The organism is Aquamicrobium terrae (assembly GCF_052978165.1).
In genome coordinates this window covers 1,566,217-1,589,290 of record NZ_JBRKLZ010000001.1, presented here as the reverse complement: position 1 = coordinate 1,589,290, position 23,074 = coordinate 1,566,217, and the positions used below count along the sequence as shown (strand labels likewise).

The 23,074-nt window shown below is 66.3% G+C and carries 24 protein-coding genes; 12 read left to right on the top strand and 12 right to left on the bottom strand.

The genetic code is table 11. The features are described from left to right. From mdh to ACVCNR_RS08025, 3 genes are all read right to left on the bottom strand, one after another. On the bottom strand, positions 1-969 hold the full coding sequence (gene mdh / locus ACVCNR_RS08035; protein WP_354197997.1) for a malate dehydrogenase: 969 nt from the start codon (positions 967-969) through the stop codon (positions 1-3). Positions 970-1,222: 253 nt separating this feature from the next. Continuing rightward, positions 1,223-2,440: a cell division protein ZapE gene (gene zapE, locus ACVCNR_RS08030; protein ID WP_447074305.1), complete on the bottom strand. Its 1,218-nt coding sequence runs from the start codon at positions 2,438-2,440 to the stop codon at positions 1,223-1,225. 35 nt (positions 2,441-2,475) lie between these two features. Then, the gene (locus ACVCNR_RS08025; RefSeq protein ID WP_354197993.1) at positions 2,476-3,021 is read right to left on the bottom strand and encodes a protease inhibitor Inh/omp19 family protein; all 546 of its coding nucleotides are present in this window, start codon (positions 3,019-3,021) and stop codon (positions 2,476-2,478) included. Positions 3,022-3,245: 224 nt separating this feature from the next. Between ACVCNR_RS08025 and ACVCNR_RS08020 the strand changes: the two genes are divergently transcribed. The 5 genes from ACVCNR_RS08020 to ACVCNR_RS08000 all read left to right on the top strand — a co-directional run bounded on the left by ACVCNR_RS08020 (position 3,246) and on the right by ACVCNR_RS08000 (position 8,259). After that, a complete protein-coding gene (locus ACVCNR_RS08020; RefSeq protein WP_354197992.1) occupies positions 3,246-3,407 on the top strand; it encodes a DUF1328 domain-containing protein in 162 nt (53 codons plus the stop codon). Positions 3,408-3,587: 180 nt separating this feature from the next. Further along, a complete protein-coding gene (gene dapF / locus ACVCNR_RS08015; protein WP_447074304.1) occupies positions 3,588-4,469 on the top strand; it encodes a diaminopimelate epimerase in 882 nt (293 codons plus the stop codon). Then, on the top strand, positions 4,469-5,782 hold the full coding sequence (gene mtaB, locus ACVCNR_RS08010) for a tRNA (N(6)-L-threonylcarbamoyladenosine(37)-C(2))-methylthiotransferase MtaB (protein WP_447074303.1): 1,314 nt from the start codon (positions 4,469-4,471) through the stop codon (positions 5,780-5,782). Before dapF ends, mtaB begins: the two co-directional genes overlap by 1 nt. Before the next feature lie 14 nt (positions 5,783-5,796). Further along, a complete protein-coding gene (gene ftsY, locus ACVCNR_RS08005; protein WP_447074301.1) occupies positions 5,797-7,542 on the top strand; it encodes a signal recognition particle-docking protein FtsY in 1,746 nt (581 codons plus the stop codon). A gap of 57 nt (positions 7,543-7,599) precedes the next feature. Next, positions 7,600-8,259 carry a septation protein A gene (locus tag ACVCNR_RS08000; protein ID WP_447074299.1) on the top strand — a complete coding sequence of 220 codons (660 nt, stop codon included), beginning with the start codon at positions 7,600-7,602 and terminating at the stop codon, positions 8,257-8,259. A gap of 25 nt (positions 8,260-8,284) precedes the next feature. Here ACVCNR_RS08000 and ACVCNR_RS07995 read toward each other — a convergent pair whose 3' ends face one another. The 4 genes from ACVCNR_RS07995 to ccmA form a co-directional block, all read right to left on the bottom strand. Next, positions 8,285-8,860, bottom strand: coding sequence for a DsbE family thiol:disulfide interchange protein (locus tag ACVCNR_RS07995; protein WP_447074297.1), 576 nt, complete (start codon positions 8,858-8,860; stop codon positions 8,285-8,287). Next, a complete protein-coding gene (gene ccmD, locus ACVCNR_RS07990; RefSeq protein WP_354197980.1) occupies positions 8,857-9,030 on the bottom strand; it encodes a heme exporter protein CcmD in 174 nt (57 codons plus the stop codon). The genes ACVCNR_RS07995 and ccmD overlap by 4 nt, the downstream gene beginning before the upstream one ends. 91 nt (positions 9,031-9,121) lie before the next feature. Next, the gene (gene ccmB, locus ACVCNR_RS07985; protein ID WP_447074295.1) at positions 9,122-9,787 is read right to left on the bottom strand and encodes a heme exporter protein CcmB; all 666 of its coding nucleotides are present in this window, start codon (positions 9,785-9,787) and stop codon (positions 9,122-9,124) included. A 183-nt stretch (positions 9,788-9,970) separates the two neighbouring features. Further along, positions 9,971-10,585, bottom strand: coding sequence for a heme ABC exporter ATP-binding protein CcmA (gene ccmA / locus ACVCNR_RS07980; protein WP_447074293.1), 615 nt, complete (start codon positions 10,583-10,585; stop codon positions 9,971-9,973). 286 nt (positions 10,586-10,871) lie between these two features. Between ccmA and acnA the strand changes: the two genes are divergently transcribed. From acnA to ACVCNR_RS07965, 3 genes are all read left to right on the top strand, one after another. Continuing rightward, the gene (gene acnA / locus ACVCNR_RS07975) at positions 10,872-13,562 is read left to right on the top strand and encodes an aconitate hydratase AcnA (protein WP_354197974.1); all 2,691 of its coding nucleotides are present in this window, start codon (positions 10,872-10,874) and stop codon (positions 13,560-13,562) included. Positions 13,563-13,728: 166 nt separating this feature from the next. Next, positions 13,729-14,505, top strand: a complete 777-nt coding sequence (locus ACVCNR_RS07970; RefSeq protein WP_447074291.1) for a DUF1223 domain-containing protein — start codon at positions 13,729-13,731, stop codon at positions 14,503-14,505. 332 nt (positions 14,506-14,837) lie between these two features. Continuing rightward, positions 14,838-15,221, top strand: a complete 384-nt coding sequence (locus tag ACVCNR_RS07965) for a DUF2794 domain-containing protein (protein WP_354197970.1) — start codon at positions 14,838-14,840, stop codon at positions 15,219-15,221. A gap of 120 nt (positions 15,222-15,341) precedes the next feature. On the opposite strand, the gene ACVCNR_RS07960 is transcribed toward ACVCNR_RS07965, so the two are convergent. The 4 genes from ACVCNR_RS07960 to ACVCNR_RS07945 form a co-directional block, all read right to left on the bottom strand. Further along, the gene (locus ACVCNR_RS07960) at positions 15,342-15,899 is read right to left on the bottom strand and encodes a GNAT family N-acetyltransferase (protein WP_447074289.1); all 558 of its coding nucleotides are present in this window, start codon (positions 15,897-15,899) and stop codon (positions 15,342-15,344) included. Positions 15,900-16,005: 106 nt separating this feature from the next. Continuing rightward, complete coding sequence (locus ACVCNR_RS07955; protein ID WP_447074287.1) at positions 16,006-16,785, bottom strand: Bax inhibitor-1/YccA family protein; 780 nt, start codon at positions 16,783-16,785, stop codon at positions 16,006-16,008. 234 nt (positions 16,786-17,019) lie between these two features. Continuing rightward, positions 17,020-19,572: an ABC transporter permease gene (locus tag ACVCNR_RS07950; RefSeq protein ID WP_447074285.1), complete on the bottom strand. Its 2,553-nt coding sequence runs from the start codon at positions 19,570-19,572 to the stop codon at positions 17,020-17,022. After that, entirely contained in the window at positions 19,569-20,264 is a 696-nt protein-coding gene (locus tag ACVCNR_RS07945; RefSeq protein ID WP_447074283.1) for an ABC transporter ATP-binding protein, read from the bottom strand. Before ACVCNR_RS07945 ends, ACVCNR_RS07950 begins: the two co-directional genes overlap by 4 nt. A gap of 64 nt (positions 20,265-20,328) precedes the next feature. Between ACVCNR_RS07945 and ACVCNR_RS07940 the strand changes: the two genes are divergently transcribed. Then, positions 20,329-20,985, top strand: a complete 657-nt coding sequence (locus ACVCNR_RS07940) for an arylesterase (protein ID WP_435521603.1) — start codon at positions 20,329-20,331, stop codon at positions 20,983-20,985. Positions 20,986-21,102: 117 nt separating this feature from the next. Then, a complete protein-coding gene (gene thpR, locus ACVCNR_RS07935) occupies positions 21,103-21,699 on the top strand; it encodes an RNA 2',3'-cyclic phosphodiesterase (RefSeq protein ID WP_354197958.1) in 597 nt (198 codons plus the stop codon). Here the strand turns inward: thpR and ACVCNR_RS07930 are convergent. Beyond that, positions 21,645-22,139, bottom strand: a complete 495-nt coding sequence (locus ACVCNR_RS07930; protein WP_447074282.1) for a low molecular weight protein-tyrosine-phosphatase — start codon at positions 22,137-22,139, stop codon at positions 21,645-21,647. The genes thpR and ACVCNR_RS07930 overlap by 55 nt on opposite strands. Positions 22,140-22,245: 106 nt before the next feature. Here ACVCNR_RS07930 and ACVCNR_RS07925 point away from each other — a divergent pair, with 106 nt between their 5' ends. Together ACVCNR_RS07925 and ACVCNR_RS07920 are read left to right on the top strand one after the other, a co-directional pair. Continuing rightward, positions 22,246-22,542, top strand: coding sequence for a 4a-hydroxytetrahydrobiopterin dehydratase (locus tag ACVCNR_RS07925; protein WP_354197954.1), 297 nt, complete (start codon positions 22,246-22,248; stop codon positions 22,540-22,542). 91 nt (positions 22,543-22,633) lie between these two features. Then, the gene (locus ACVCNR_RS07920) at positions 22,634-22,996 is read left to right on the top strand and encodes a YkvA family protein (protein WP_354197952.1); all 363 of its coding nucleotides are present in this window, start codon (positions 22,634-22,636) and stop codon (positions 22,994-22,996) included. The last annotated feature ends 78 nt before the right edge of the window (positions 22,997-23,074 follow it).

Below are 23,074 nucleotides of genomic sequence, written 5' to 3'. Positions count from 1 at the left end.
TTATTTCTGGGCGAGTTGCGGCGCGATGCCCGTGCAGGCCTCGGTGAGGCCCTGGACGGCGGCGACCGACTTTTCGAACATCGCCTGCTCGTCCTTGTTGAAGTCGAGTTCGATGATGCGCTCGACGCCGCCGGAGCCGATCACCACCGGCACGCCGACATAGGTGTCCTTGACGCCGTACTGGCCGTTGAGATGGGCCGCGCAGGGCAGGACGCGCTTCTTGTCCTTCAGGTAGCTCTCGGCCATGGCGATGGCCGAGGCGGCCGGCGCGTAGTAGGCCGAGCCGGTCTTGAGCAGGCCGACAATCTCGCCGCCGCCCTTGCGGGTGCGCTCGACGATGGCGTCCAGCTTGTCCTTGGAGGTCCAGCCCATCTTGACGAGGTCGGGCAGCGGCACGCCGGCAACGGTGGAGTAGCGCACCATCGGCACCATGTCGTCGCCATGGCCGCCCAGCGTCATGGCCGAGACGTCCTCGACCGAGACCTTGAACTCCTCGGCCAGGAAGTAGCGGAAGCGGGCCGAGTCTAGCACGCCGGCCATGCCCACGACATGGCTCTTGGGCAGGCCGGAGAACTTCTGCAGCGCCCAGACCATGGCGTCGAGCGGGTTGGTGATGCAGATCACGAAGGCGTTGGGGGCGTATTTGGCGATGCCGGCGCCGACCTGCTCCATGACCTTGAGGTTGATGCCCAGGAGGTCGTCGCGGCTCATGCCCGGCTTGCGCGGCACGCCGGCGGTGACGATGCACACATCCGCGCCCTCGATGCCGGCATAGTCGTTGACGCCGACATAGCGGGCGTCGAAGCCGTCGACCGGCGAGGATTCGGCGATATCCAGCCCCTTGCCCTGCGGGATGCCCTCGGCGATGTCGAACAGGACCACGTCGCCCAGTTCCTTCAGGCCGATCATATGGGCGAGGGTGCCGCCGATCATGCCGGAGCCAATCAGTGCTATCTTGTTGCGTGCCATGTCAGGATGAATTCCCTTTGCTGTGACGGCGCCGGGATGGCGTCGAGGTGGGCAGGCGGGATATGAGGGTCCCCCGCGAATTTTCGCCGCACCCCATAGCCCCGGTGTCAAAAAAATTCAAACGATTATTTCCGCTCCTGAAATTTCAATCGGTTAGAACAGGTTTGAATTACGTAAGCGTCAAAATTTTAACGTGTGTCCAGCGGCTGTTTCCGCATAGCAGGCGATTGTCACCAAAAGGTGACGGCACCGTTCAGGCACCTTCGGCCACCGTCGCGGTCCTTGGCGGCGGGGACGCGTCCGCGGTCGAGCCGTTGCGTTTTACCCAGGCGTCGCGCCAGTCGCGGCTCTGCATCTCGATGAGGCGCGAGGCGGTGCGGTCGAACTCGAAGGCTTCCGTGCCCTTGCGCCCGGCATAGAGGCCGGTCGGCGGCGCATCGGCGCTCATCACCAGACGCACCTGGTGGTCGTAGAGCACGTCGATGAGCAGGATGAAGCGCTTGGCCTCGTTGCGGCGGTTTTCGGCCAGCACCGGGACATGGTCGATGAAGATGGTGGAGTAGCGGGCGGCGATGGCGAGATAGTCGCGGGCGCCGAGCGGCTTTTCGCACAGGTCCGTGAAGCTGAAGCGGGCGGCGTCGCCGGCGGCGCGCGGCACCACCACGCGACGGCCCTTGACCGTGACGCTGGCCGGCGCGGTCGGATTGCCCTCGGTCATCGCCTCCCATGCGGCGTCGAGCGCCGCATCGGCGGCCGCGTCGGCCGGGGTGATGTAGACCGGCAGGCTGTTGAGCTTCTCCAGCCGGTAGTCGGTGTCGATGTCGAGGCTCAGCACCTCGGCATGGCGCTCCAGTATGGCGATGAAGGGCAGGAAAAGCTGGCGGTTGAGGCCGTTGTGGTAGAGATCGCGCGGGGCCACGTTGGAGGTCGCCACCAGCACCACACCATTGTCGAACAGGGCGGAGAACAACCTCGACAGGATCATGGCGTCGGCAATGTCGGTGACGGCGAACTCGTCGAAGCACAGCACCCAGGCTTCGTCGGCCAGCGCCCGCGCCACCGGCGGGATCGGATCGTCTTCCTTGACGGTGCCGTTCTTGCGCGCCTGCCGGTGCTTCTGGATGCGGTCGTGCACGTCGGCCATGAAGTCGTTGAAATGGGCGCGGCGCTTGGCACGGGCCGGGACCAACTCGAAGAACATGTCCATCAGCATGGTCTTGCCGCGGCCGACGCCGCCATGGATGTAGAGGCCGCGTATGCCGGCCTTCTTCTCGCGCTTGCGGGCGAACAGCCAGCCGAGGGCGCTCGACTTCTTGGCGAGCCGCTTGTCGGCGATCTCGTCGATCAGCACGTCGAGCCGGTCGGCGATGACGAGCTGGGCCTCGTCACGGCGCACCGCGCCCGTCTCGACCCGGTGCAGATAGCTCTGCCTGACGGTGGCGTGCGTCTGGAGGCCGTCACGCAGATGCATCTTTGCGGTCGCCCCTTTGCGGTCGCCCTTGCGGGTCAGCGGCTCAGCGCGATGGGCAGGCCGTTCGAGGTCTGGCCGTCGAAGCGGCCGCTGCCCGACGAGTAGAGGCGGGCCAGCGCGCCGCCGTCCTGATCGTAAAGGGTGAGCTGCTTGCCGGCCACGTTCCACGACTTGACGCCGTCGACCGGTGCGGGGCAGCGCAGCGGGCCGGCGCGGTAGCCCTGGCCGAACTTGGTCTGCGGCGTCGCCACCTTGCAGCTCTGGCCGCTGACATTGACCGTCCACACCCCGGCGACGCTGGCCGCCGTCAGGTCGGCCGCGCCGGCCGGCGCGCTGCCATCCGGCGGCAGCGCCGCGACCTGGGTGTTCTGCTGCGGGGCCGCCGGGAACTGCGAGGGATCGGCCGGTGCGCCGGGCCCGGTGGGCGGGGGAAGCTGATTGGAGGAAATGGTGCCGGAAGGCGACGGCTGGAGCGGTTCGGGCCGCACATTGTCCATGGAGGAGAAGCGTGAACTGGTGCAGCCGCTTGCCAAAAGGGCGGCGCCGATTGCCACGATCGCGCCCGTTTTCAAAAGTGCCATAACAACCTCCGCGGGGCCAGAACGGCGCCGTCCATGAATCCTGCCCCCTACCAATTCGGTGAAGGTGGCAGAATTTCAACGTCATATGGTTAAAATTGGGTTTGTTACAGAACTTGTTGTAATTTTGTCACGCGACGGCCGACCCCACCCGGCCGGTGCAAGACCCGGAACCTATTGGCATGCGGTGCATTTTCCAGCCGAAGCTTCATTCCGAGGGGTTCGCCATGATCAAATGGATTCTCATCCTGCTCATCGTCGCTGCCGCCGCCAGCCTGCTCGGCATGCCGGCGCTGGCGGGAGCGGCGGCGACCGGGGCGCGCATCCTGATCGGCATCGTGCTGATCATCTTCCTGCTGGTGGTGCTCGGCCTGTTCGCAGTGACGTGAGCCGCCGCAGGGCCGGTCCGCACTGGTAATTCCCGACCGTTTCCGCCATATAGCCCGCTAAAGCATGTCTCCCGAAAGCCGGCATCGGCTTGCGGGGACATGCGCGGAACGAAAAGCCGAAGCGCGGCAAGCGAATGTCCGTCCGCGGCGGCGCAAGGCAAGCTGGAAACGAAACGGAAAATGCCAGGCCCGGCACCCTTCGCCAAGATGAACGGCATCGGCAACGAGATCATCGTCGCCGACATGCGCGGCCGTGCCGATCGCGTGTCGCCGCAGGCGGCGCTGGCGCTGGCGGCCGACCCGGCCACGCATTTCGACCAGATCATGGCCATCCATGACGCCCGCACCGCGGGCACGGACAATTTCATCGAGATTCTGAACGCGGACGGCTCGTCGGCGCAGGCCTGCGGCAACGGCACGCGCTGCGTGGTGCAGACGCTGGCGGCCGAGACGGGCAAAAGCGTATTCACCTTCGAGACCGTGGCCGGCATCCTCAATGCGCGCCAGCATGAGGACGGGCTGATCTCCGTCGACATGGGCAAGCCGCGCTTCGGCTGGCAGGACATTCCGCTTTCGGAAGAGTTTCGCGACACGCGCATGATCGAATTGCAGGTCGGGCCGATCGATGCGCCGGTGCTGCATTCGCCCTCCGCTGTCTCGATGGGCAATCCGCATGTCATCTTCTGGGTGGACAAGGACGTCTGGTCCTACGAACTCGACCGTTTCGGGCCGATGCTGGAACATCACCCGCTGTTTCCCGAGCGCGCCAACATCACCATCGCGCAGGTGACCGGGCCGGATCACCTGACGATCCGCACCTGGGAACGCGGCGCGGGCCTGACCAGGGCCTGCGGTTCCGCCGCCTGCGCGGCAGCGGTTGCCGCCGCGCGCACCCGTCGCACCGGGCGCAGCGTTTCGTTGCAGGCGCCGGGCGGCCCGCTCCACGTCGAATGGCGCGACGACGACCACGTCGTGCTGACGGGCGCCGCCGAATGGGAGTTTTCGGGCAGCTTCGATCCAGCCACGGGTGCCTGGCAGCGCGATGAAGAGAGCGCGGCCTGATGAGCGACGGCGACACCACACAGGGTGCAAAGGGCCTTGAGGTCGTCACCTTCGGCTGCCGGCTGAACACCTACGAATCCGAGGTGATGCGCCGCGAGGCTTCCGCCGCCGGTCTCGGCGAACTGGCCGGTGGGGCGATCATCTTCAACACCTGCGCGGTGACGGCGGAAGCGGTGCGGCAGGCCAAGCAGTCGATTCGCAAGGCGCGGCGCGAGAATCCGGAAGCGCGCATCATCGTCACCGGCTGCGCGGCGCAGACCGGCCCGCAGGATTTCGTCGCCATGGACGAGGTCGATCTCGTTCTGGGCAACGAGGAGAAGCTGAAAAGCCACTCCTATCGCGCCTTGCCGGATTTCGGCGTCAACCTGTTCGAGAAGGCGCGCGTCAACGACATCTTTTCGGTGCGCGAGACGGCCTCGCATATGGTCGATGCCATCGAGGGGCGGGCGCGCGCCTTCGTGCAGGTGCAGAACGGCTGCGACCATCGCTGCACCTTCTGCATCATCCCCTACGGGCGCGGCAATTCACGCTCCGTGCCGATGGGCGCGGTGGTGGAGCAGGTCAAGGGTCTGGCCGGCAACGGCTATGCCGAGGTGGTGCTGTCGGGCGTCGACATGACCAGCTATGGCGCCGACCTGCCCGGCGCGCCGAAGCTCGGGCGGCTGGTGAAGGCGATCCTCGCCCAGGTGCCCGACGTCAAGCGGCTGCGCCTCTCCTCCATCGATTCCATCGAGGCCGACGACGAACTGCTCGAAGCCATCGCCACCGAAAGGCGGCTGATGCCGCACCTGCACCTGTCCTTGCAGGCGGGCGACGACCTGACGCTGAAGCGCATGAAGCGCCGGCATCTGCGCGCCGATTCCATCCGTTTCTGCGCCGAGGTGCGCAAGCTGCGCCCCGACATCGTGTTCGGTGCCGACATCATCGCCGGCTTCCCGACCGAGACCGAGGAGATGTTCCAGCGGTCGCTCGACATCGTCGCGGAATGCGGCCTCACCCATCTGCACGTCTTCCCGTTCAGCCCGCGCGAGGGCACCCCGGCGGCGCGCATGCCGCAAGTCCGGCGCGAGGTGGTGAAGGAGCGGGCGGCGCGGCTGCGGGCGGCGGGCGAGACCGCCTATCGCCGCCATCTGGATGTGCTTGCCGGCACCTCGCAATCGATCCTGATCGAGCGCGACGGGCTCGGCCGCACCGAGGGGTTTACCCTCGCCGCCATCGATGCCGGCCAGCCGGGCGAGATCGTCGAGGCGGTGGTGACGGGCAATGACGGCGCGCAGCTTCAGGCGGTGCCGCTCGCCGCGCGCGCGGCCTGATCCAAGGGGACGGAATGGCATTCGACTTCATCAAGAAGGTCTTTTCCTTCGGCAGGAAGGACGCGGTCGAGGAAAAACCCGACGAGACGGCCCCGCTTCCGCCGCTGAATTTCGACGCGCTGAAGCCGGCGCAGGGGAGGGCAGAGGGTGAGAGCGAGCCTGCGCCTTCGGAACCAACACCGGAAATCCGGCCGGAACCCGCACCGGAGACGGAACCCGTTCCGCCACCGGAACAGCCGGTAACCCCGGAGCCTCAACCGCAACCACCGCCGGCAGAACCGCAGGAGATTCCTCCGGAACCGGTCCGGCCGGAACCCGAACCGGCCAAACCCGAGCCGCCGGAAGTTCCCCCGGCACCCGCGCCTCAGCCCGATAAGCCTGAGATTCCCGCGCCCGCGCCGGAGGCTCCGAAGCCGCCGGCGGAAGTTCCCGCTCCACCGCCGCAGGAAGAGCCTGCCGCGCCGCCGGTCGAGGTCCCGGCCGAGCCCGAGCAGGTTCCGGCCGAAGTGCCGGTGGAAGTGCCGCCCTCTACCTTTATTTTGAGGGAAGGCGACGCCGAAGGCGCGGATGCCCCGGCGGAAGCGCTAGTGCCTGACACCTCCCACGAGGAGGGTGAGCCGGCCGCACCTGGCGAGATCGAGCAGGACATACCGGCTGCACCGGTGGAGGCCGTCGAGCCGCAGGCGGAAGTCGAGGTCTCAAGGAGAGACGAGGAACCTGAACCGGCCGCTGTCGCACCGCCGCCTGTCGAGATCGCCCCGGAGCCGAAGCCTGCCGCCGGCAGGGTGACGGTGACCAAGAAGGTCGAGCAGAAGCAGGAGGCGCAGCCGGCGCCGGTTGCGCGGAAATCCTGGTTCCAGCGCATGAAGGAAGGGCTGGCGCGGTCCTCGCGCGAGCTTTCCGGCAACATCGCCGGCGTCTTCACCAAGCGCAAGCTGGACGATGACACGCTTCAGGACCTGGAGGACGTGCTGATCCGCGCCGATCTCGGCGTCGAGACGGCGTTGCGCGTCACCGATGCGCTGGCGGCCAGCCGCTACGGCAAGGACGTCTCCGACGCCGAGGTGCGAGCGGTGATGGCCACGGAAGTGGAGAAGGTGCTGGGGCCGGTGGCCAAGCCGCTGGAACTCGACCTGTCGCACAAGCCGCATGTCATCCTCGTCGTCGGCGTCAACGGCACCGGCAAGACCACCACCATCGGCAAGCTCGCCGCCAAGCTCACCGAAGGCGGGCTCTCGGTCATGCTGGCGGCCGGCGACACCTTCCGTGCCGCCGCAATCGAGCAGCTCAAGATATGGGGCGAGCGCACCAATTCTCCGGTGATCGCGACGAAGCTCGGCGCCGATGCCGCCGGCCTTGCCTATGATGCCTTCGAGCAGGCCAAGGCGGCCGGCTCCGACGTGCTCATCATCGACACCGCCGGGCGCTTGCAGAACAAGGCCGAACTGATGGCGGAGCTGGAGAAGATCGTGCGGGTGCTCGGCAAGCTCGATCCGGAAGCGCCGCATACGGTGTTGCAGACGGTGGACGCCACCACCGGCCAGAACGCCCTCAACCAGGTCGAGATTTTCCGCAACGTGGCCGGCGTCAACGGGCTGGTGATGACCAAGCTGGACGGCACGGCGCGCGGCGGTATCCTTGTCGCCATCGCCGCCAAGCACAGGCTGCCGGTCTATTTCATCGGCGTCGGCGAGCAGGTGGACGATCTCGAACCGTTCTCGGCCGGCGATTTCGCCAAGGCCATTGCCGGAACGGGATAGAGCGCGGTATCGCGCAGGAAACGTGCAAGCGATCGATTTGACAGGTAGCGAGCCCCAATGAACCAGCCCCTCTTCGAGCGTGATCCTTCCGAAACCCGCAGTCGGGGCAAGGAAAGTATCAACCCCGTTCTCAAGCTGGCGCTGGAGCTGGGGCCGCTTCTGGTGTTCTTCTTCGCCAATTCGCGCGGCGAGTGGCTGGCCGGGAAATTTCCGCTGCTGGCGGATTTCGGCGGCCCGATCTTCATCGCCACCGGCCTGTTCATGGCGGCGACGGCCATCGCGCTGGCCGCGTCGTGGCTGCTCACCCGCACCTTGCCGGTGATGCCGCTGGTGTCGGGCATCGTCGTGTTGGTGTTCGGCGCGCTGACGCTCTATCTGCAGGACGAATTGTTCATCAAGATGAAGCCGACCATCGTCAACACGCTGTTCGGCGTCACCCTGCTCGGCGGGCTCGCCTTCGGCAAGTCGCTGCTCGGCTATGTGCTCGAATCCGCCTTCCGGCTCGATGCCGAGGGCTGGCGCAAGCTCACCCTGCGCTGGGGGGTGTTCTTCCTGTTGCTGGCGGTGGTCAACGAGATCGTGTGGCGGTTGTTCTCGACCGATTTCTGGGTTGCGTTCAAGGTGTGGGGCATCATGCCCATCACCATCCTGTTCACCATGAGCCAGATGCCGCTCATCATGCGGCATTCGCTCGACGAGGTTTCCGGGAAGAAATAGCTTTTCGGAAAGATCGCAACCCGCTTCAGGGCTGGGCGGCCAGCGCCTTCTCGATTTCGGGCATGAGCCTGCCCGTCACGGAAGCCGGCGTCAGCGGGCCGACATGCTTGTAGGCGATGCGGCCGTCCTTGCCGACGACGAAGGTTTCCGGCACGCCGTAGACGCCCCAGTCGATGCCGGCGCGGCCGTTCTCGTCGGTGCCGATCGCGGTATAGGGGTTGCCGAGCTCGGCCAGGAACTTCAGCGCGTTGGCGGGCTTGTCCTTGTAGTTCAGCCCGGTGACGGCGAAGCGCCCGTCGCGCGCCAGGTCCATCATCATCGGGTGCTCGTCGCGGCAGGGCACGCACCATGAGGCGAAGACGTTGACCAGCGTCACCTTGCCGGGGAATTCCTGCGAATCGAGGCCGGGCAGGTTCGTTCCAGGCAAGGGCGGCAGCCGCGTCGCGGGCGCCGGCTCGCCGATCAGCGCCGAGGGGATTTCGGAAATGTCGCGGCCGGACAGGAGCTGGGCGAGGAAGACGCCGCACAGGGCCAGGAAGATGGCCAGCGGCAGCAGCACCATCAGCCGGCGCGAAACGGGTTTCGGGGCTTGCGCGCTCATGGCTTCTTCGCTTGGCTGCGGTCGGAACGGCGGCGGATGCCGGCGGCTTCCAGCTCGGCCAGTTCCCGGCGGCGGGCGCGCTGGTCGAGCCATATCCAGCCGATCAGGCCGGCCAGCACCACGACGGTGATGCCATAGGCCGCCGCGACGTAGAGGTCGTGCGTGGTCACGGCCGCACCTCCTGCGCGCGCACGCCGATCCGGGACAGGTCGTTTCGCATAGCCATGGCTTTTCCTTAAACTTGGCCGCCCGGCCTTGCAATCAGTCGGAGCTGCGGCGTAACGCCAGTGCCGCGCCCAGCGGCCCGATCACCGCGAGGAACAGGGTCAGCGCCACCAGGATCAGGAACGGCTGGAGGAAGGGGGCGGGGTCCTCGACGGCGCCGTAGCTTGCCGAGACGCCGAAGATCAGCGCCGGGATGGTCAGCGGCAGCACGAGGATGGAGATCAGCAGCCCGCCGCGCGGCAGCGCCACGGCGACCGCGGCCCCGGCCGCGCCGATGAAGGTGATGGCCGGCGTGCCGGCAAGCAAGGTCAGCGCCGTGGCGCCGATCGCCAGCGGCTCCATGTTCATGAACAGGCCGAGCAGGGGAGCGGCGATCACCAGCGGCAGCACCGAGCCGGTCCAGTGGGCGAGGCATTTCACCAGCACGGTCAACGGCAGCAGGTGGCGGTCGGCCTCCAGCACCAGAAGGTCGAGCGAGCCGTCCTCGCGGTCGGCCTGGAACAGCCGGTCGAGGCCGAGCAGCGAGGCCAGCAGCGCGCCGATCCACAGGATCGCCGGGCCGATGCGGGCGAGCAGGTTGAGGTCCGGCCCGACGCCGAAGGGGATGGTGGCGATGACGGCGAGGAAGAAGACGATGCCGGTCAGCGCACCGCCGCCGACGCGCATGGAAAGGCGCAGGTCGCGCAGGTAGAGGGCTAGCATGAGGTGGTTTCCGCCCCGTACCCCCACCCCTTACCCCTCCCCACAGGGGGGAGGGGAGACGTCGACCTGGCCACCTTTCCAAAAATACCGATGCGACAGGCAGTTGCGGCGCAAAATTCCCCTCCCCCTTGTGGGGAGGGGTAAGGGGTGGGGGTCACGCCTTTGGACCGTATGGTCGGGTCTTTACCCATGTGGCACTTCCCCCATCTCCAGTGTTCGCACCCCTTCGAGCCCGAGCGGCAGGTGGGTGGCGGCGACGAGGATGCCGCCGGCCGCGCGGTGATCTTCCATCATGGCGGCGAGCCGCGCTTCGGACGCCTTGTCGAGCCCTGCGGTCGGTTCGTCAAGCAGCCAGACGGGCCGGTGGCTGATGAGCAGGCGGGCCAGCGCGGCGCGGCGCTTCTGGCCGGTGGACAGATAGCCGAAGGGCAGGTGGCCGATATGGCCGAGCCCCACCGCCTCCAGCGCCTCGGCGATGCCGAGTCTCGGCTCCCCCGCGAAGCTCTGCCAGAAGGCGAGGTTCTCGTTCACCGTCAGCGCCGTCTTCATGGCGTTGAGATGGCCGAGATAGTGGCAGGCGGCGGCCGGCGAGGGCCAGGCCTCGCCGCCGCCCTCGAGGCGGACCTGGCCTTGCGATGCCGGCAGGAGGCCGGCGACGACGCGCAGCAGGGTGGATTTGCCGGAGCCGTTGGGGCCGGTGACGACCAGCGCCTCGCCCTCTTCCAGCGCAAAGCCGATATCGGTGAACACGATGTCTCCCCCGCGTTCACCGCCCAGATTCTCGGCAATCAGCCGCATTCGCTCTCCTTTTCCGGCCCCGTGGCGGTGCAGCCTGGCGCTGCGTCAAAAATGCCCAAACACCGTCTAGAACTATTCCAGGATATTCTCTATATGCAGCTTACCAACCCCAGCGGTCGGGGAAGGCAAACCATATTGCGCCGAACCGGTGCGCGAGCCGCCTTGAACGGCCCGAGCGCTTGGGAGCGGACAGCGGAAATGGCCGTACCCGCACCTTTGCGCGTGATGAGCATGCCATCGGAGTCCGTTCCCCATCAGGCTGAACGACTTTAGGATGGGATCGCACGTGTCCAAATCTCTCGATAGCTTCAACTGCCGCCGCACGCTGACCGCTGGCGGCTCCGAATATGTCTACTACAATCTGGTCGAGGCCGAGAAGAACGGCCTTACCGGGGTTTCCCAGCTTCCCTATTCGATGAAGGTGCTGCTCGAGAACCTGCTGCGCAACGAGGACGGCCGCTCCGTCACCAAGGAATCGATCCAGGCCGTCGCCAGCTGGCTGACCGACAAGGGCACCGCCGGCGTCGAGATCGCCTATCGTCCGGCCCGCGTGCTGATGCAGGACTTCACCGGCGTGCCGGCGGTGGTCGACCTTGCCGCCATGCGCGACGGCATCGCCTCGCTCGGCGGCGATCCGCAGAAGATCAATCCGCTGGTGCCGGTGGACCTGGTCATCGACCACTCGGTCATCGTCGACGAATTCGGGACGCCGATGGCCTTCGCCCGCAATGTCGAGCTCGAATATGAGCGCAACGAGGAACGCTACAAGTTCCTGAAGTGGGGCCAGCAGGCGTTCCGCAACTTCCGCGTCGTGCCGCCCGGCACCGGCATCTGCCATCAGGTCAACCTCGAATATCTCGGCCAGGTCGTGTGGACCAACAACGAGGACGGCGAGACGACGGCCTATCCCGACACCTGCGTCGGCACCGATTCGCACACCACCATGATCAACGGCCTCGGCGTTCTGGGCTGGGGCGTGGGCGGCATCGAGGCCGAGGCGGCCATGCTCGGCCAGCCCGTGTCCATGCTCCTGCCGGAGGTGATCGGCTTCCGCCTGACCGGCAAGTTGAAGGAAGGCCTGACCGCCACCGACCTGGTGCTCACCGTCACCCAGATGCTGCGCAAGAAGGGCGTCGTCGGCAAGTTCGTCGAGTTCTTCGGCCCCGGCCTCTCCAACATGACGCTGGCCGACCGCGCCACCATCGGCAACATGGCGCCGGAATATGGCGCGACCTGCGGCTTCTTCCCCGTCGACGACGAGACGCTGCGCTATCTTTCCATGTCCGGCCGCGACGAGGCGCGCATCGCGCTGGTCGAGGCCTACTCCAAGGCGCAGGGCATGTGGCGCGACGACGGTTCGGCCGATCCGGTGTTCACCGACACGCTCGAGCTCGACCTCGGCGACGTGGTGCCGTCCATGGCCGGCCCCAAGCGTCCCGAGGGGCGCCAGGCGCTGGAGGACATCCCCGCCGGCTTCGCCAAGGCGATGGAGGCCGAGTACAAGAAGGCCGCCGAGATGCACAAGCGCTATGCGGTCGAAGGCACCGACCATGACCTCGGCCATGGCGACGTGGTGATCGCGGCCATCACCTCCTGCACCAACACCTCCAACCCCTCGGTGCTGATCGGCGCCGGCCTGCTCGCCCGCAACGCCAACCGCCTCGGCCTCAAGCAGAAGCCGTGGGTGAAGACCTCGCTGGCGCCGGGATCGCAGGTCGTGGCCGAATATCTGGAGAAGTCGGGCCTGCAGAAGGAACTCGACCAGATCGGCTTCAACCTGGTCGGCTTCGGCTGCACCACCTGCATCGGCAATTCCGGCCCGCTGCCCGGCCCGATCTCCAAGACCATCAACGAGAAGGGGCTGATCGCGGCCGCCGTGCTGTCCGGCAACCGCAACTTCGAGGGCCGCGTGTCGCCCGACGTGCAGGCGAACTACCTCGCCTCGCCGCCGCTGGTGGTGGCGCATGCGCTGGCCGGCACCGTCACCAGGGACCTGACCAAGGAACCGCTGGGCGAAGGCAAGGACGGCAAGCCGGTCTATCTGAAGGACATCTGGCCGACCACCGCCGAGATCCAGGAGTTCATCGAGAAGAACGTGACGCGCGAGCTGTTCGCCCGCAAATATGCCGACGTCTTCAAGGGTGACGAGAACTGGCAGAAGGTCAAGGCGCCGGAAGGCCAGACCTATGCCTGGGACGACAAGTCGACCTATGTGCAGAACCCGCCCTATTTCGCGGGCATGCGCGACGGCATCGGCAAGATCTCCGACATCAAGGGCGCGCGGGTGCTCGGCCTGTTCGGCGACAAGATCACCACCGACCACATCTCGCCGGCCGGCTCGATCAAGGCCGCCTCGCCTGCGGGCAAGTACCTGCTCGACCATGGCGTGAACGTTGCCGACTTCAACCAGTACGGCACGCGTCGCGGCAACCATGAGGTGATGATGCGCGGCACCTTCGCCAACATCCGCATCCGCAACCACATGCTGGGCGAGAACGGCAAGGAAGGCGGCTACACGATCCACTATCCCTCGAAGGAGGAGATGTCGATCTACGACGCCGCCATGGAGTACAAGAAGGAAGGCGTGCCGCTGGTGATCTTCGCCGGCGTCGAATACGGCAACGGCTCGTCGCGCGACTGGGCGGCCAAGGGTACCAACCTGCTCGGCGTGCGCGCGGTCATCGCCCAGTCCTTCGAGCGCATCCACCGCTCCAACCTGGTCGGCATGGGCGTCATCCCCTTCGTGTTCGAGGAAGGCACCTCCTGGGCCTCGCTCAATCTCAAGGGCGACGAACTGGTCGAGATCGACGGCCTGGAAAACATCAAGCCGCGCCAGAAGATGGCGGCCAAGATCACCTATGCCGACGGCACGGTGAAGCAGGTTCCGATCCTGTGCCGCATCGATACGCTGGATGAGCTGGACTACTACAAAAACGGCGGCATCCTGCAGTATGTGCTGCGCGACCTCGCTGCCTAATCCAGCTTTTCGCTGAACAAGGAAAGGCCGCCGGAGCCCTCCGGCGGCCTTTCACGTTTTATGTGATTTTTCTCACCGCAACGTGACTTTCCGTTGAGCGTGGCATCTGCCAAACAGGTCGGCAAACAAAACGAAGCCGGGCAAGCCGGCGGATTCGGACATCGCCATGCCAATCGGAACATCATTGCGGCTTAGCCTGATTGCGGTCGCATTGTCGGCATTTTGCGGCGCCGGCCTTGCCGCCGAGGCGGAACCGGGTTTCGAGAAGCCCGCCGGCGTGGTCGAACTGTTCACCAGCCAGGGCTGCAATTCCTGCCCGCCGGCCGACAAGTTCTTCGCCGAACTGGCCGGCAAGGACGATATCGTCGCGCTCGCCTATCATGTCGACTATTGGGACTATCTCGGCTGGCACGACACGCTGAGCAGCAAGGACAATACCGAGCGCCAATATGGCTATATGCGGGCCTTCGGCGGCCGTTCCATCTACACGCCGCAAGCGGTCATCAACGGCCGCACCCATGTCAACGGCGCCAATCGCGGCGCGGTGGGCGGCACGCTTTCCATGCTGAAATCGTCGGGCGGCGGCATGCTCGTGCCGATCCGGGTGACGCGCGACGACGAAAGCGTCGTCATCGAAACCGGGGCGGTCGAGCCGGGCGCGAATCTGCCGGAAACGGCGCATGTGGTGCTCGCCTATTTCGAGCTGCCGCAGACCGTGGAGATCGGCCGGGGCCGCAACCGGGGCCGGCAGATGACCTACTGGAATGCGGTTTCGTCCATGCAGACCGCCGGAATGTGGCATGGCAAGGCGCAGCGCTACGAACTGCCGGCCAGCGAAGTGCTCAAGAAGGGCGGCTGCGCGGTGCTGCTGCAGTCTGTGGCCAAGGACGGCCTGCCGGGACCGATCATCGGGGCAGCCTTCGTCAACAAGCCGAAACCATAATTCGGAGCGATTTCAAGGAATTGGTGCGGAGAACCTGGCCTTGGGAAAGCGAGGTTGGTTCGATCCGACTCAGGCCCGTGGGCGGGGGGCTTGGGGGTTACGAGCCAGTGCCGGACCGAACCGTCTCAGGCAACGAGGCTAGAGTCGTTTCACAATGGGGCGGGAGCACGGATAAAAAATGGCGAAAATGTGGCGCCGGATCACCAATTTCAACATGCTTTTACAAATGTAACCCGGAGCCTACGGAGGCCGTGGCATAGCCGGCATACTTGCAATTGGCGCCGGAAAGCGCGAACCTGCCGACAAAGCTGTTGCATTGCAAGGATTCCGGCATGAGCGAAGGCGGCGCAGGAGGAGAAGGAGACGCATCCGCAATACCTATTCCCCTGCACGAGGCGCGCCGCGAGCGCCTCGGCATGCCGGTGGCCTTCGACCGCCGGGAGCTCGACCTGATCCTGCGGCTCTACGGGCGCATGGTGGCGGCCAATGAATGGCGCGACTACGCCATCGACCATCTGGAGGACCGGGCGGTGTTTTCGGTCTATCGGCGCACCAGCGAGGTGCCGCTGTTCCAGATCGTCAAGGACCCGAAACTGGCCAGGCGGCAGGGCGCCTTCTCCGTGGTGGCGGCCGGCGGGCGCATCCTCAAGCGCGGGCACGAGCTGGCGCGGGTCCTGAACATCTTCGACAACAGGCTGAAACTGGTGAAGGCATAGGGGCGTTCAGCCGGACGATCGCGTTTGGCTGCGAAATGCGAACGCGGGCGGGTCCATTCCCGTCGGTCGGCGATCGAGTCCTCTGTATTCGGCAAGTCGCGGTCTGAAATGGACGAGGGTTCAGCCGTCCTTCAGCTTCCGCTCGGGCCATGAGTAGGGATCGGGCGGCCGCGCCGTCCCGCCGTTCATCTCCAACTGCATGAAGATCGTGTCCAGCCAGCGCCCGTGCTTGTAGCCGGACCCGGCCAGCACCCCGCTGTGCGCGAAGCCCAGTTTTTCATGCAGGCGCACGGAGGGGCTGTCCGGCCTGCCGTCGCCGATCACCGCCACGAACTGGCGAAACCCGAGGCGGCGCACCTCTTCGATGAGGGATTTCATCAGGGTCATGCCGATGCCGCGCCCCTTGGCTTCGGGCGCCATGTAGATTGAATCCTCGACGATGAAGCGATAGGCGGGGCGTGCCCTGAACGGGCCGGCATAGGCATAGCCGAGCACGGTGCCATCCTCGTCCGTGGCGACCAGAAAGGGATAACCCTTGGCGCGCAGCTCCTCATACCGGCTCCGCATCTCGGGGAGCGAGGGCGGCTCCAGCTCGTAGGTGGCGGTGCCGTTGAGGACGGCGTCGCGGTAGATTTCCGTGATGCGGGGAAGATCGGCCTCGGTCGCCGCGCGTATCATGAGTGTGTCCGGAACTGTGGAGGGCTGATCTTCTATACCGCTGCCCACGGCCAAAAGAAAAGGGCGGCCGTGAAGCCGCCCTTCGCTGTCACTGGTTCCGGCCGGTTCAGCGGCGGTCGCCCATGAACTGGAGCAGGAACATGAACAGGTTGATGAAGTCGAGGTAGAGCGTCAGCGCGCCCATGATCGACTTGCGGCCGGCCACGTCGGCGTCGTCGGCCTCGTAGTACATCTCCTTGATCTTCTGCGTGTCATAGGCAGTGAGGCCGGCGAAGATCAGCACGCCGATGGCCGAAACCGCGAAGGACAGGGCCGAAGACTGCAGGAAGATGTTGATGACCATGGCGATGATCAGGCCGAACAGGCCCATGATCAGGAACGAGCCCATGGCCGTCAGGTCACGCTTGGTGGTGTAGCCGTAGAGCGACAGCGCGCCGAAGGCGGCCGCCGTGGCGAAGAAGGTCTGGGTGATGGAAGCGCTGGTGTAGATCAGGAAGACCGACGACAGCGACAGGCCCACCAGGCCGGCATAGACCCAGAACGTGGTTTGCGCCGCGCCCACGCTCATCGACTGCACGCGGAACGACAGGAAGAACACGGCAGCCAGCGGGGCGAGGATCACCACCCACTTCAGCGGCGACGCGAAGATGGCGTAGCCGAAGGAGGTCAGCATCTGGCCGCTCGGCAGCGTGGCGACCGCTGCGGCCGGATTGTTGGTCGTGGCCAGCATGATCGTGGCAACGGCTGCGAGGCCGGTGATCAGCAGGCCCATGCCCATCAGGTTGTAGACGCGCAGCATGTATGCGCGCAGGCCCTCGTCGATGGCCATGTCGGCGCGGCCGTAGGGGGCCGTACGCGTCTGGTAATTGCGAAGGGGTTCAGCCATTGAAGTCCTCTGTTGCTTCTTGCCCCGTCGGGTGTCGGGCACATGCCCAGGCGCCGCTGGCGGGGCCTCCAGCATGCCTGCCCGAAATATGATGGTTCTTTTGGATTGGAACAAGACCCGTAACCCCCCGAAATGCTTCGTGAAGGCGGAAATCGCGCGTTTTTGATGGATGGAAGCGCAAAGATTACGCGGAATTAACCTCGCCGGGCACGGCGGGGCCCATGATTTCACCCATCACAGGTTGCGCAGCACGGGGGCTGCCTTGTGGCCCAGCACCCGCCATGTGCCGATCAGCCCGATGCCGACGGTCAGCACCAGCGCCAGCCCGATGGTGGCGAGGGCGACTTCGGCCGAGAACTGCGAGGGCAGTGTCATGATGCGGGTGACGACATACCAGGCCGCGACCCCGCCGGCGGCGAGGGCAAAGAGGGCGGTGGCGAGGCCGAGCAACATGTATTCCAGCGCAAAGGCGGAAATCAGCGTGCGGCGGGTGGCGCCGAGCGTCTTCAGCACAACCGCGTCGTGGATGCGGGCGCGGTTGCCGGCGGCCAGCGCCCCGGCCAGCACCAGCACCGACGAGATCAGCGCCACGCCGGCGGCGGCGCGGATCGCCGTGCCAAGCTCGCCGACAAGCTGGTTGACGATGTCGAGCGCGTCCTTGACGCGCACCGTGGTCACCGCCGGGAAGGCGCGGGTGACGGCGTTGAGGATGCGGGCGTCGTCCGCCACTGTCGCCGCGCTGTCGGAAAGCGTCGCCAGCCAGCTATGCGGCGCGCCGGCGAAGGTGTTGGGCGAGAACACCATGACGAAGTTGATGCCGAGCGTCTCCCACTGCACCTGCCGGAAATTGGCGATGCGGGCGGTGACGTTGCGGCCGAGCACGTTGACCGTCACCGTGTCACCGATGGAAAGGCCGAGTTCCTCGCCCTCCTGGGCCGAGAAGGAGACAAGCGGCTCGCCCGCATAATCCTTCGGCCACCAGCTTCCCCCGGTGAGCGAGGCGTTGCGCGGCTGCTCGGCCTCGTAGGTGAGGCCGCGGTCGCCGCGCAGCACCCATGCACCGGCCGGCGGAATGTCCAGCTCGCGCACGTCGGTGCCGTTGAGGGCGATGACGCGGCCGCGCAGCATCGGCACCTTGACCAGCGTGCCTTGCGGCGATTCCCGCGTGACCAGCGTGGAGAAGACATCGACGTCGGCGGCCTGGATGTCGACGAAGAAGAAGTTGGGGGCCTTTTCCGGCAGGCTGTCGGAGATCTGGCGGCGCAGATTGCCGTCGATCAGCGCCAGCGTGACGAGCAGCGTCAGCCCGAGCCCCAGCGCCAGCACCACGGACGGGGTGAGCGCGCCGGGCCGGTGGATGTTGCCGACCGCCAGCCGCAGCGCCGTGGAGTTGAGGCGCGGCGCCTTCCTTGCCAGCCATTGCACGAGGAAGGCCACCAGACGCAGCACGAGAAATGACAGCACCGTCGCCCCGACGAAGGTGACGGCGATGCGGCGGTCGTGCGCGGTGAAGACCGCCAGCGCGCCGAGCGACAGGGCGATGCCGGCCGCCGTCGCGATGTAGACGAGGCGGGGGCGGCCGCGGCCCTCGAAGCCGAGTTCGCGGAACAGGGCGGTGGCCGGCACGTCGCGGGCGCGGCCGAGCGGCAGGATCGCGAAGGCGAGGGTGACGAGGATACCGAAGGTGGTGGCGAGCGCGAGGGCGGCCGGGTAGATGCCGGCCTCGGCCGGCACCGGGATGATCGCCTGCAGCGCGCCGGAAGCGGCGAAAGGCATGAGGACGGCCAGCACCAGCCCGATGGCGATGCCGATGGCGGCGATCAGCATGGTCTGCACCAGATAGACGGTGAAGACAAAGCTTCCCGAGGCGCCGAGGCTCTTGAAGGTGGCGATCACGCCGCGCTTGCCGTCGAGATAGGCGCGCACCGCATTGGCCACCCCGACCCCGCCCACCACCAGCGAGGTGAGGCCGACCAGGGTGAGGAACTGCGAGAAGCGTTCGATATTGGCCGACAGCGCCGGCGCGGCGTTGGAGCGGGTGCGGATCGACCAGCCGGCTTCGGGGAAGGCCGCCCGCGCCTCTGCCTCCACCTGTTCGAGGCGGGTGTCGCTGGTGTCGGGCGCCAGCCGCAGCTTGTAGGAATGCTCGACCAGGCTGCCGGCGACGACGAGGCCGGAGGCGCGCAGGCCCTCCAGCGACACCAGCAGGCGCGGCGCGAAGCCGAAGCCCTCCGAGACGGCATCGGGCTCGCTCACCAGTTCGGCGCGCAACTCGAAGCTGGCATTGCCGAGCATGATACGGTCGCCGATCTTCAGGCCGAGGCGCTCGAACAGCAGTTGCGGCGCGGCCGCGCCGAAGCTGCCGGCCCTTTCGCCCAGAAGCGCGTCGCGATCGAGCGCCGGCTCGGTTTCCAGCGTGCCGTAGAGCGGATAGGCGTCGTCGATGGCCTTGACTTCGACCAGCGCCTGATCGGAACCGTCGGACAGGCGGGCCATGGAGCGCATGCTGGCGCTCTGCGACAGGTCACCGGCGGCGCGCAGGAAGGCGAGTTCGGCCGCCTCCGCCTCGCGCTGGTTGAGGCGGAAGCGCAGATCGCCGCCAAGCAGGGGCTGGCCCTGCGCGGCGACACCGTCGCCGATCGAGCGGGCGACCGAATTGACGCCGCCGATGGCCGCGACCCCCAGCGCGATGCAGGCGAGGAAGATGGCGAAGCCGGACAGGCCGCCGCGCATCTCGCGCAGCGCGAAGCGGAAGGCGAGAGCCAGCTGGCGGGCGGGCCTGGTCATGCGGTCGCCGTCAGCATGGGCTCGGCCTCGATGCGGCCGGAACGCATGGCGATGCGGCGCGAGCAGCGCGCCGCCAGCGCCGGGTCGTGGGTGACCAGCACCAGCGTCATGCCGCGTTCCGCGGCCTTGGAAAACAGAAGATCGGCGATCTGCCTGCCCGTCGCCTGGTCGAGATTGCCGGTCGGCTCATCGGCGATCAGGATCGGCGGGGAGGGTGCAAGCGCCCGGGCGATGGCGACGCGCTGCTGCTCGCCGCCGGAGAGTTCGCCCGGATAGTGGGTCAGGCGCTCGCTGAGCCCCACGGCCGCCAGTTCCTGCTCGGCCACCTTGAAGGGATCGGGATGGCCGGCCAGTTCCAGCGGCACCGCCACGTTCTCCAGCGCGGTCATGTTGGGAATGAGGTGGAAGGACTGGAAGACGATGCCGATGTTGCGGCCCCGGAAAGCGGCGATCTCGTCCTCGCTCCTGTCGTTCAGCGTCACGCCGGCGATGCTCACGCGGCCGTCATCGACACGCTCCAGCCCGGCCAGCACCATCAGCAGCGTCGACTTGCCGGAGCCGGACGGGCCGACGATGCCGGCGATCTCGCCCTGCCTGACGGTGAGGTGGATGTTCTTCAGCACATGGACCGACGATGCGCCTTCGCCGAGCGTCAGCGATACATTTTCCAGTTCGATGACGGCTTCTGTCAAAACGGATCGGTCCTATATGGAGGGGAAGCAGCAGGAAACGTCACGCACATATGGGGCCTAGGACATGGCTTTCAAATACAAGTTTTTGTGCCCTATCATGCTTGCGGGCATCATGTTTTTAGGCGCGGCGCTTTCGCTTGCCGCTCCGGCGCGGGCGGATGCGGTGCAGATCGTCGGTTTCGGCGACAGCCTGATGGCCGGCTACGGGCTGGGGCCGGGCGAGGGTTTCACCGAACAGTTGCAGGAGGCGCTGCGCGCCAAAGGCCACGATGTGGCGGTGGCCAATGCCGGCGTTTCCGGCGACACCACCAGCGGCGGGCTTGCCCGGCTCGACTGGTCGGTGCCGGACGGAACCGATCTGGTCATCCTCGAACTCGGCGCCAACGACATGCTGCGCGGCATCGACCCGGCGCTGGTGGAAGAAAATCTCGACCAGATGATCTCGCGCCTGAAGGCGCGCGGCGTCGACGTGCTCCTGGCCGGCATGCTGGCCGCGCCCAATCTCGGCCATGCCTATGGCGAGGCCTTCGGGTCGCTCTATCCCCGGCTGGCGCAGAAGCATGGCGTGGTGCTCTATCCGTTCTTCCTCGACGGGGTGGCGGCCGTGCAGGACCTGCTCAGCGAAGACGGCATGCATCCGAGCGCCGAGGGCATCCGCACGATCGTGGACAGGATGCTGCCGACCGTGGAGAAGGCGATCGCGGCGTTGCCGCAGGGTTGACGGGGAGGAACAGTTTCCCCCGCGGAATTTCCGTGGTGGAACAATTAGCTTGCTCCGCCGTCATATCGGTGTTTCGCTGACAGGTGAGAGCTTGATTCGAGGACAGGAGGCTATGCCATGCCGCGTCTTTTCACCGCCCTCGAAATTCCGCGCGATGCCGCGCTTTCGCTCTCGCTGTTGCGGGGTGGCCTTCCCGGAGCCCGCTGGATCGACGTCGAGAACTACCACATCACGTTGCGCTTCATCGGCGACGTCGAAGGCCATGTGGCGGACGACATCGTCGACGCGCTGGACCGTGTGCGCCGGCCTTCCTTCACGCTGACGCTGGCCGGCGTCGGGGCCTTCGGCCAGAAGAAGCCGCATGCGGTGTGGGCAGGCGTCGCCGCCTCGCCGGACCTGACGGCCCTTCAGGCCGAGATCGACCGCATCTGCCAGCGCCTCGGCCTGCGCGCCGATCCGCGCAAGTTCATGCCGCATGTCACGCTGGCCAGGCTGCGCAACGGCCATCCGGCCGATGTCGCCCGCTATCTTTCGGCGCGCGGCAATTTCGCCGCCATGCCCTTCAAGGTTGGCCGCTTCGTGCTGATGTCGTCACGCGATTCGGTTGGCGGCGGACCCTATATCGTCGAGGAAGCCTGGCCGCTGGCCGGCAACGGAACCTATCCGGCCAGCCGCGTCGACAGCGCTTCCGATGCCTCGCGGATCATGCGGTAGACCTTTTCGAAGCCGTCCGCATCGCCGCAATAGGGGTCGGGAACGTCGTGCATCGTTCCCAGCGCATAGTCCAGGTACAGATGGATGCGGCCATGCGCCTCGGCCGGTGCGATGCGCCGCAGGTTCTGCACGTTGGAGCGATCCATGCCGAGGATGAGGTCGAAGCGGCTGAAATCCGGCTCGGCGACGCGCCTTGCCGACTGGCCCGAAATGTCGATGCCGTAGCGGGCGGCGACCGCGATGGAGCGCGGGTCGGGCGCTTCGCCGGCATGCCAGTCGCCGGTGCCGGCCGAATCCAGCACGAAGCGGTGCGCCTGGCGCCTTTCCTCGACAACCGCGCCGAACACGCCCTCGGCCAGCGGCGAGCGGCAGATGTTGCCGAGGCAGACGAACAGGATCGCGCTTTTCGGCTCGGCGTCCGTTTTTGGTTTGGCGTCCATGGCGGCGGATCCTGAAGCACGTCGCATGTCGTTATCCCGAAACCGGTTCCCACTTTCGGGCGACATGCTTTATGTTTTCCCGAAGCGGATAACATGGAAGCAAGCCATGGCAAGAGAGAAACTGGCGCAGGATGTTCTGGAAGCGGCGCTCAAGGAGCGTCCCGACTGGAAAATGACCGATGACGGCAAGGCGATCGAGCGGCGTTTCGTCTTCCGCAATTTTTCCGAGGCCTTCGCCTTCATGACGCGGGTGGCGCTGAAAGCGGAGAAGATGGACCATCATCCCGAATGGTCGAACGTCTACAAGACGGTCGACATCAGGCTCACCACGCACGATGCCGGCGGCTTGACCGAACTCGATTTCGTGCTGGCGCGGCGCATCGATGCGATTTTCGGCGGCTGAGGCGCTGAAAATCTTGCAGGCGACAACCCGCCGCACCACATGATGCCCGAAGGCGGGCAGGCGGCCGGCCGGCGCAAGGAGACAAGGATACATGGCTGAAAGGACCGTTTTCGATCTCTTCGGCTTTGCGGACAAGCTGGGCGGCGAAAAGGAGGTGCGCGAGAAATTCTGGCGCACAGCCAAGCGGGCCGCGCGCCAGATTCCGTTCATGGAGGACGTGGTGGCCGCCTATTACTGCATGCTCGACAGGAACACCCCGCTCCGGGCCAAGGGCATCCTGATCGCGGCGCTGGGCTATTTCGTGCTGCCGACGGACGCCATCCCCGACATCATCCTCGGTTTCGGCTTCACCGACGACGTCGCGGTGCTGAGCGCGGCCATCGCGGCCGTGCGCGCCCACATCACGCCGGCGCACAAGGCCGCGGCAAAAGAAGCGCTCGCCGAAGATATCTGATCGCCGCCGGCGCGCGGCGTTGCCGGCAAGCGTGCCGATTTGGCAAAAAGTCAAATTCTTGCCTCTTTCCTCCATTCC

Coding starts and splice junctions, on each gene's coding strand:
- mdh (WP_354197997.1), bottom strand. CDS start 969: ATGGCACGCAACAAGATAGCACTGATTGGCTCCGGCATGATCGGCGGC.
- ACVCNR_RS07920 (WP_354197952.1), top strand. CDS start 22,634: ATGGCTGAAAGGACCGTTTTCGATCTCTTCGGCTTTGCGGACAAGCTG.
- ACVCNR_RS07970 (WP_447074291.1), top strand. CDS start 13,729: ATGCCAATCGGAACATCATTGCGGCTTAGCCTGATTGCGGTCGCATTG.
- thpR (WP_354197958.1), top strand. CDS start 21,103: ATGCCGCGTCTTTTCACCGCCCTCGAAATTCCGCGCGATGCCGCGCTT.
- ACVCNR_RS07965 (WP_354197970.1), top strand. CDS start 14,838: ATGAGCGAAGGCGGCGCAGGAGGAGAAGGAGACGCATCCGCAATACCT.
- ACVCNR_RS07960 (WP_447074289.1), bottom strand. CDS start 15,899: ATGATACGCGCGGCGACCGAGGCCGATCTTCCCCGCATCACGGAAATC.
- ACVCNR_RS07950 (WP_447074285.1), bottom strand. CDS start 19,572: ATGACCAGGCCCGCCCGCCAGCTGGCTCTCGCCTTCCGCTTCGCGCTG.
- mtaB (WP_447074303.1), top strand. CDS start 4,469: ATGAGCGACGGCGACACCACACAGGGTGCAAAGGGCCTTGAGGTCGTC.
- zapE (WP_447074305.1), bottom strand. CDS start 2,440: ATGCATCTGCGTGACGGCCTCCAGACGCACGCCACCGTCAGGCAGAGC.
- ftsY (WP_447074301.1), top strand. CDS start 5,797: ATGGCATTCGACTTCATCAAGAAGGTCTTTTCCTTCGGCAGGAAGGAC.
- ccmB (WP_447074295.1), bottom strand. CDS start 9,787: ATGCTAGCCCTCTACCTGCGCGACCTGCGCCTTTCCATGCGCGTCGGC.
- ACVCNR_RS08020 (WP_354197992.1), top strand. CDS start 3,246: ATGATCAAATGGATTCTCATCCTGCTCATCGTCGCTGCCGCCGCCAGC.
- dapF (WP_447074304.1), top strand. CDS start 3,588: ATGCCAGGCCCGGCACCCTTCGCCAAGATGAACGGCATCGGCAACGAG.
- ACVCNR_RS07925 (WP_354197954.1), top strand. CDS start 22,246: ATGGCAAGAGAGAAACTGGCGCAGGATGTTCTGGAAGCGGCGCTCAAG.
- ACVCNR_RS08025 (WP_354197993.1), bottom strand. CDS start 3,021: ATGGCACTTTTGAAAACGGGCGCGATCGTGGCAATCGGCGCCGCCCTT.
- ACVCNR_RS08000 (WP_447074299.1), top strand. CDS start 7,600: ATGAACCAGCCCCTCTTCGAGCGTGATCCTTCCGAAACCCGCAGTCGG.
- ACVCNR_RS07955 (WP_447074287.1), bottom strand. CDS start 16,785: ATGGCTGAACCCCTTCGCAATTACCAGACGCGTACGGCCCCCTACGGC.
- ccmA (WP_447074293.1), bottom strand. CDS start 10,585: ATGCGGCTGATTGCCGAGAATCTGGGCGGTGAACGCGGGGGAGACATC.
- ACVCNR_RS07930 (WP_447074282.1), bottom strand. CDS start 22,139: ATGGACGCCAAACCAAAAACGGACGCCGAGCCGAAAAGCGCGATCCTG.
- ACVCNR_RS07995 (WP_447074297.1), bottom strand. CDS start 8,860: ATGAGCGCGCAAGCCCCGAAACCCGTTTCGCGCCGGCTGATGGTGCTG.
- ACVCNR_RS07940 (WP_435521603.1), top strand. CDS start 20,329: ATGGCTTTCAAATACAAGTTTTTGTGCCCTATCATGCTTGCGGGCATC.